5 protein-coding genes are annotated in these 5,113 nt (G+C 74.0%); 2 read left to right on the top strand and 3 right to left on the bottom strand.

Translation table 11 applies throughout. From position 1 onward, the window contains the following. Positions 1 to 59: 59 nt before the first annotated feature. Together G3I19_RS37105 and G3I19_RS34405 are read right to left on the bottom strand one after the other, a co-directional pair. On the bottom strand, positions 60 to 437 hold the full coding sequence (locus tag G3I19_RS37105) for a hypothetical protein (RefSeq protein ID WP_203600987.1): 378 nt from the start codon (positions 435 to 437) through the stop codon (positions 60 to 62). Positions 438 to 581: 144 nt separating this feature from the next. Then, positions 582 to 1,607, bottom strand: a complete 1,026-nt coding sequence (locus G3I19_RS34405; protein ID WP_203600985.1) for a cytochrome c oxidase assembly protein — start codon at positions 1,605 to 1,607, stop codon at positions 582 to 584. 298 nt (positions 1,608 to 1,905) lie between these two features. Between G3I19_RS34405 and G3I19_RS34400 the strand changes: the two genes are divergently transcribed. Both G3I19_RS34400 and G3I19_RS34395 read left to right on the top strand, forming a co-directional pair. Next, positions 1,906 to 3,135: an aromatic acid exporter family protein gene (locus G3I19_RS34400; RefSeq protein WP_164267628.1), complete on the top strand. Its 1,230-nt coding sequence runs from the start codon at positions 1,906 to 1,908 to the stop codon at positions 3,133 to 3,135. Between the two features lie 271 nt (positions 3,136 to 3,406). Beyond that, positions 3,407 to 3,847, top strand: a complete 441-nt coding sequence (locus G3I19_RS34395; protein ID WP_164267627.1) for a protein-tyrosine phosphatase family protein — start codon at positions 3,407 to 3,409, stop codon at positions 3,845 to 3,847. Positions 3,848 to 3,867: 20 nt separating this feature from the next. On the opposite strand, the gene G3I19_RS34390 is transcribed toward G3I19_RS34395, so the two are convergent. After that, positions 3,868 to 5,113 (bottom strand): FGGY-family carbohydrate kinase (locus tag G3I19_RS34390; RefSeq protein ID WP_164267626.1); only part of this gene is annotated, 1,246 nt, incomplete at its 5' end.

Below are 5,113 nucleotides of genomic sequence, written 5' to 3'. Positions count from 1 at the left end.
TCCCCGCGCCGGGTCCCCGTGCCCCGGCGGCTCCGCAGGGACCGCGCGTCCCGGGGCCCTCAGCCGGCGTCGCCCTCCGTGGGCCGGGGCGCGGACGGCTGGTCCCGCTCGCGGTCGGACTGACCTGCCAGCTCTCCCTGGACGAAGGGATCGACCTCGGGGTCGTAGTACCCGGCGTGATCGGCGAGCGCATCCGTGATGCGCTCCCACTCCTCGATCTCCGCCTCTGACCGGGCCCGCTCAGGACCGTCGTCGAGCGGACTCCGCTCGGCCGCCTCCCGGGCCGCTTCCAGGGCTGCTTTCGCCTGGTGGTGAGTCATGCCCCTGGCGCGCTGCTGCACCCCGCGCCAGCCCGCCCGCTGTTCGTCCGTGGGCGGCACCGCCTCGTCCGCGTCACTGCCGCCGGGTCGCGTCCCACGGTCTTGATCAGGACTCATCCGGTTGCCCCACATCCCTCTTGGCCTGCTGATCGGTGGCGCCGGCGGAGACCGGCCACGGTGGCCCGCCCCGCATCGCGTACCCCAGTATGCGACGTGGCCCTGAGGGCGCGGAGCGGGGTGGCCGCGGGCGGGCCTGCCGGATTACGGGCGGCCCTGGCGCATACGGTCGCCCACGATGCCGCCGTCGGACTCCCACCACGGACGGACCCGCTCCGGCTCGGCCGGGACCTCCTGCCCGGTGGCCGTGACCGCCGCAGACGCCGCGGAGCCGACTGGCCCGGCCGGCGTCGCGCGGGGGGCGGCAGGGATCAGCTCCGCGTCCAGCCGGCGGTCGAGCGCCACCGTCCTGGCCCGCTCGGAGCGGACCCACTGCACGAAGATCACCAGCAGGAAGGGCACCCCGACCAGTTCGGCGAGCGTGATCATCGCGCCGCCGCCGATCTGCTGGTCCCGCTGGACGTCCGGCGCCCAGGAAGGGGAGTGCTGGGTGTACCAGGTGCCGGCGATCAGGGTGCCGCTGGTCATGACCACGATGCCGGGGACCGCGTCGATGAGCCCGTCGAAGAAGACCATCGCGGCCCGCACCGGATGGCTGCACCAGCTCGGCAGCAGCGCCTCCTCGGTGAGGACCGGCAGCACGAAGAGACAACCGACCAGCAGGAGTTGCGCGTACATGAGCTGGTGCAGCGCGCCGTGGCGCAGCGCGGTCTCGAAGTACGGTGTGAAGTACACGCACAGCTCGGACACCAGGACCAGCAGCGAACTGACCAGCGGGAAGGCCAGCAGCCTGGCGAACCTGCCGGTCACCGCGCGCCGCAGCCCGGCCGCCGCCCGCCCCGGCAGCGCACGGCAGGCCAGCGACAGCGGGTCGCCCAGCGCCAGGCCGAGCGGGGCGATCAGGTCCAGCAGGATGTTCTGCACGGCGGCCGGCCAGAACAGCACCTCGTCGTAGACGGCGAGCGCCGACATCGTGGCCACCACGATCGTGCCGAGACCCAGCAGGGCGAAGACGGCCGTACGCCCGGCCGACCACTGTTCGCCGCGGCGCCGCAGCCGCACCACACCCCAGCCGTAGAGCCCGCCCAGGACCAGGACCAGCAGCAGGGCCGGACCGTCGAGCTGCCACATGGCCGGAAACCGGGAAAAGGTCAGATCCGGCAGGTTCATTCCAGACATCCTTACCTCTCGCACCCGCCCGCGAGGACCGCCATGGGGGCCGTACCACGGTAGTCCCGTGGCATCCGGCGCCTCCGGTCGGGGCGCCTGTGCGGGGCACCGCAGCCGGTGGTCCGTACGCGGTGTTCCCGACGATGATTCCCGCTCCCGCCCGCGGGGCCGCCGCGACACCCCGGTGCGCCTGTCGGCGCGTCGGCCCCGTGCGCCGTCACACTGGCCGCTGTCGTGTGCGGACGGACGCGACGCCACCGGGGACACGGAGGCACCACCGCGCAGAGAGGAACCCGGCATGCCTGATGTGTCCGCACCCGTGGTCAAGCTGGTCCGGCGGACCGTGGAACCCGTCGGGGTGCAGACCCTCCGCTCCACGGCGGCCGCGGTCATCGCGTATGTGGTCGCGCTGGTGGCCCTGCCGCAGCACGCGCCGCTCACCGCGCCCCTGACGGCCCTGCTCGTGGTCCAGGTCACCCTCTACGCGACGCTCACCACCGGGGTCAGACGGGTGAACGCCGTCGTCGTCGGAGTGCTGCTCGCCAGCGGCTTCAGCACCCTCGTGGGACTCACCTGGTGGAGCCTGGGCCTGACGATCTTCACCGCGCTGATCGTGGGACGCCTCGTGCGCGTGTACGAGTTCGTACCCGAGGTCGCCATCAGCTCCATGCTGGTCCTCGGTGTCTCCCAGGTGGCCGCGACCGCCTGGGACCGGATCCTGGAGACGCTGATCGGCGCGGGTGTGGGACTGCTCTTCAACCTGCTGCTGGCACCGCCGGTCTGGGTCCAGTCCGCCGGAAGCTCCATCGAGGAGATGGCGGAGTCGATGGGCGGGATGCTCCGCGACATCGGTGCGGAGGCGGAGGGCCACACCCCGGTCGAGCAGGCCGCCGCACGGCTCCACGCGGCACGCAGGCTCGACCACGACATCGTCGAGGTGGACGCTTCGCTCCGGCAGGCCGAGGAGAGCCTGCTGCTCAACCCCCGGGTGCGCCAGGGCCTGCTGTCGCGTGTCGTGCTGCGCACCGGTCTGGACACCCTGGAGATCTGCGCCGTGGTCCTGCGGGTCCTGACCCGGACCATGACGGACCTGGCGAAGGAGCGGACCGACGAGCCGCTCTTCCCGGACGATGTGGCCGCGGCTCTGCAGGAGCTGATGGCGAACCTCGCCGACGCCATCGAGAGCTTCGCCGTACTGATCACCACGCCGGTCGCGAAGAGCGCGCAGGACGCCGAGTCCCGCCTGACGACCGCGCTGGCGGACGCCGGTGTGACCCGCGACCGCGTCGCCCACCTCCTCCTGGAGAATGTGCAGCAGCACCCGCGCCAGTGGCAGCTGCACGGCGCGCTGCTCGCCGAGATCGACCGCATCCTGGACGAACTGGACGTGGAGAAACGCGCCGAGCGGCTCACCGAGGAACTGGACCTCCGCTCCGAGCAGCTGGGCGAACGCCACCCGCAGCTCGCGTCCGCCGTGCGCCGGCTGCGGGGGACCGCGGTGGTCCGCAGGATGCGGGCCGAGATCTGAACGGACGGGGCGGCGGGAGCGGCGGTACAGGTGCAGCCGCTACGCCACCAGTTCCCGCTGGACGAAGCCGACGAGCAGCTCCCGCATCACCGTCGTCGTCATCGCGGTCTGCGCACACCCGATGGGGCCGCCGGCACACGCCGACCTGATCGGCCCGGACAGGCTCCGGGCGGTGCGAGGATGGCCGGGAGCGGCGCCCGCCGCCGTCGGCGGCCCGGTCCGAGTCGGTGTGAGGCGGTCCGACTCGTCCGATCCGATCCGTGGAGGTGTCGTGCCGGAGCCGGTCGAGAGCTGGGACCCGTCGGCAGCGGGCGTACTGCGGCTGCCGTCGGGCCGTCTGGTGCGGGGCCGGGGCCTGAGCCGGCCGCTCCCCGCGGGCCCTGCGCCCACGTTCGCCCTGTATCTGCTGGGCCGTGCACCCGCCGCCGTCGACTGGGAGTCACGGTGGGTCCGCTGGCCCGACTTCCGGCTGCCGGCCGACCGGGCCGCCGCAGCGGACGCCCTGCGCGACGCATGGGAACGCGCGGCCCGGGAGCGGGTCGAGGTCGCCTGTGCGGGCGGCCGCGGCCGCACCGGCACGGCGCTGGCCTGTCTTGCCCTACTGGACGGAGTGCCGGCCGCCGACGCCGTCGGATACGTCCGCGAACACTACGACCGGCACGCCGTGGAGACCCCCTGGCAGCGCCGCTTCGTCGAACGCTTCCCGCAGTAGAAGCCGCCGCACGCCGGGGCTCAGGCGGCGCCGAGCCACCCGCGTGAGCGCAGTTCGGCGACGAACCGCCCGTACGACGCGTCGAGTTCGGCCCTTTCCCGCTCCACCGGGTCGACCGTCCGCCCCGCTCCCACCATCGCCGCCACAGCGGCCGAGAGGTCCGGATGCAGAGTCCCGGACGCCGCCAGCAGGGCCGCGCCGAAAGCTGTCTCGGCGCGTTCGGCCACGCTCAGCGGCCTGTTGAGGACCGTGGCCCGGATCCGGCTCCACACCGCGCTGCGGCTGCCGCCACCCGCCGCGTAGAGCGGGCCCCGCACCTCGATCCCCAGCGCCTGCACCCGTTCCACGGCCAGCCGCTCCAGAAAGGCCACCCCCTCCAGCGCCGCCCGGTGCTCGTCCGCCTCGTCGCGCGGTGTACCGATACGGAAGCCGTGTGCCGCGCCGGAGACGAACGGGAACCGCTCGCCCTCGCGGCGCAGCGGATACGCCAGACAGCCGGCCGGACCTCGTTCCCCCGCCGCCGCGTCCAGCGCCGGCAGCCGGGCGGCGTCCACCGCGGCGACGGCCTCACCGCCCGTGTTCGACGCGCCGCCCGGCAGCCACCAGCCGTCCGGATGGCGGTGGCTGTACAGGGCGCCCGCCGGGTCGGTGACCAGCTCGCGGGTCACGCCCTTGAGTACGTACGTCGTCCCCAGCACGCCCACGAACCGGCCCGGTTCGACCGCACCGGTGGCGATCTGGCCCGCGCAGCCGTCCGTCATCCCGAGCCGGACCTCGCAGCCGGCGGGCAGGCCGGTCTCGGCCGCCGCCCGCGCCGAAACCGTGCCGCTCCTGGTACCGGGGGCCTGCACCGTGGGCAGCAGCCGCGACGGCACGCCGAACACGTCGAAGACCTCGGTGGCCCACTCGCCCGTGCGCGGGTCGTAGCCGGACTTCAGCGCATGGCTCCAGTCGGTGGCCACCGGATGCCCGGTGAGCCTGAGGCCCAGCAGGTCCGGGGTGTGCAGCACCAGCTGACCCGGCAGGGCCCGGGACGCGTACCCGACCAGCTTGCCCAGGGCGGCCGTCGGCCCGACCGTCAGGCCCAGCGCCCGCCAGCGCGCCGCGCCCAGCTCCTGCGCCCGGGCGTTGACATCGGCCGCGCTCCGGTCGTCGTACATCAGGGCCGGGCCGACCGGTTCCCCGTCCTGGCCGGCCAGCACCAGGGTCCCGGAGGTGGCGGACACGGCGACAGCGGCCACCTCCCGCCCGCCGCCGGGCAGTTCG

Source organism: Streptomyces sp. SID10853, assembly GCF_010548145.1.
Taxonomy (GTDB): Bacteria; Actinomycetota; Actinomycetes; order Streptomycetales; family Streptomycetaceae; genus Streptomyces.
Note: the sequence above shows the minus strand (reverse complement) of the source record. Positions and strands in the feature narration are given on the sequence as shown.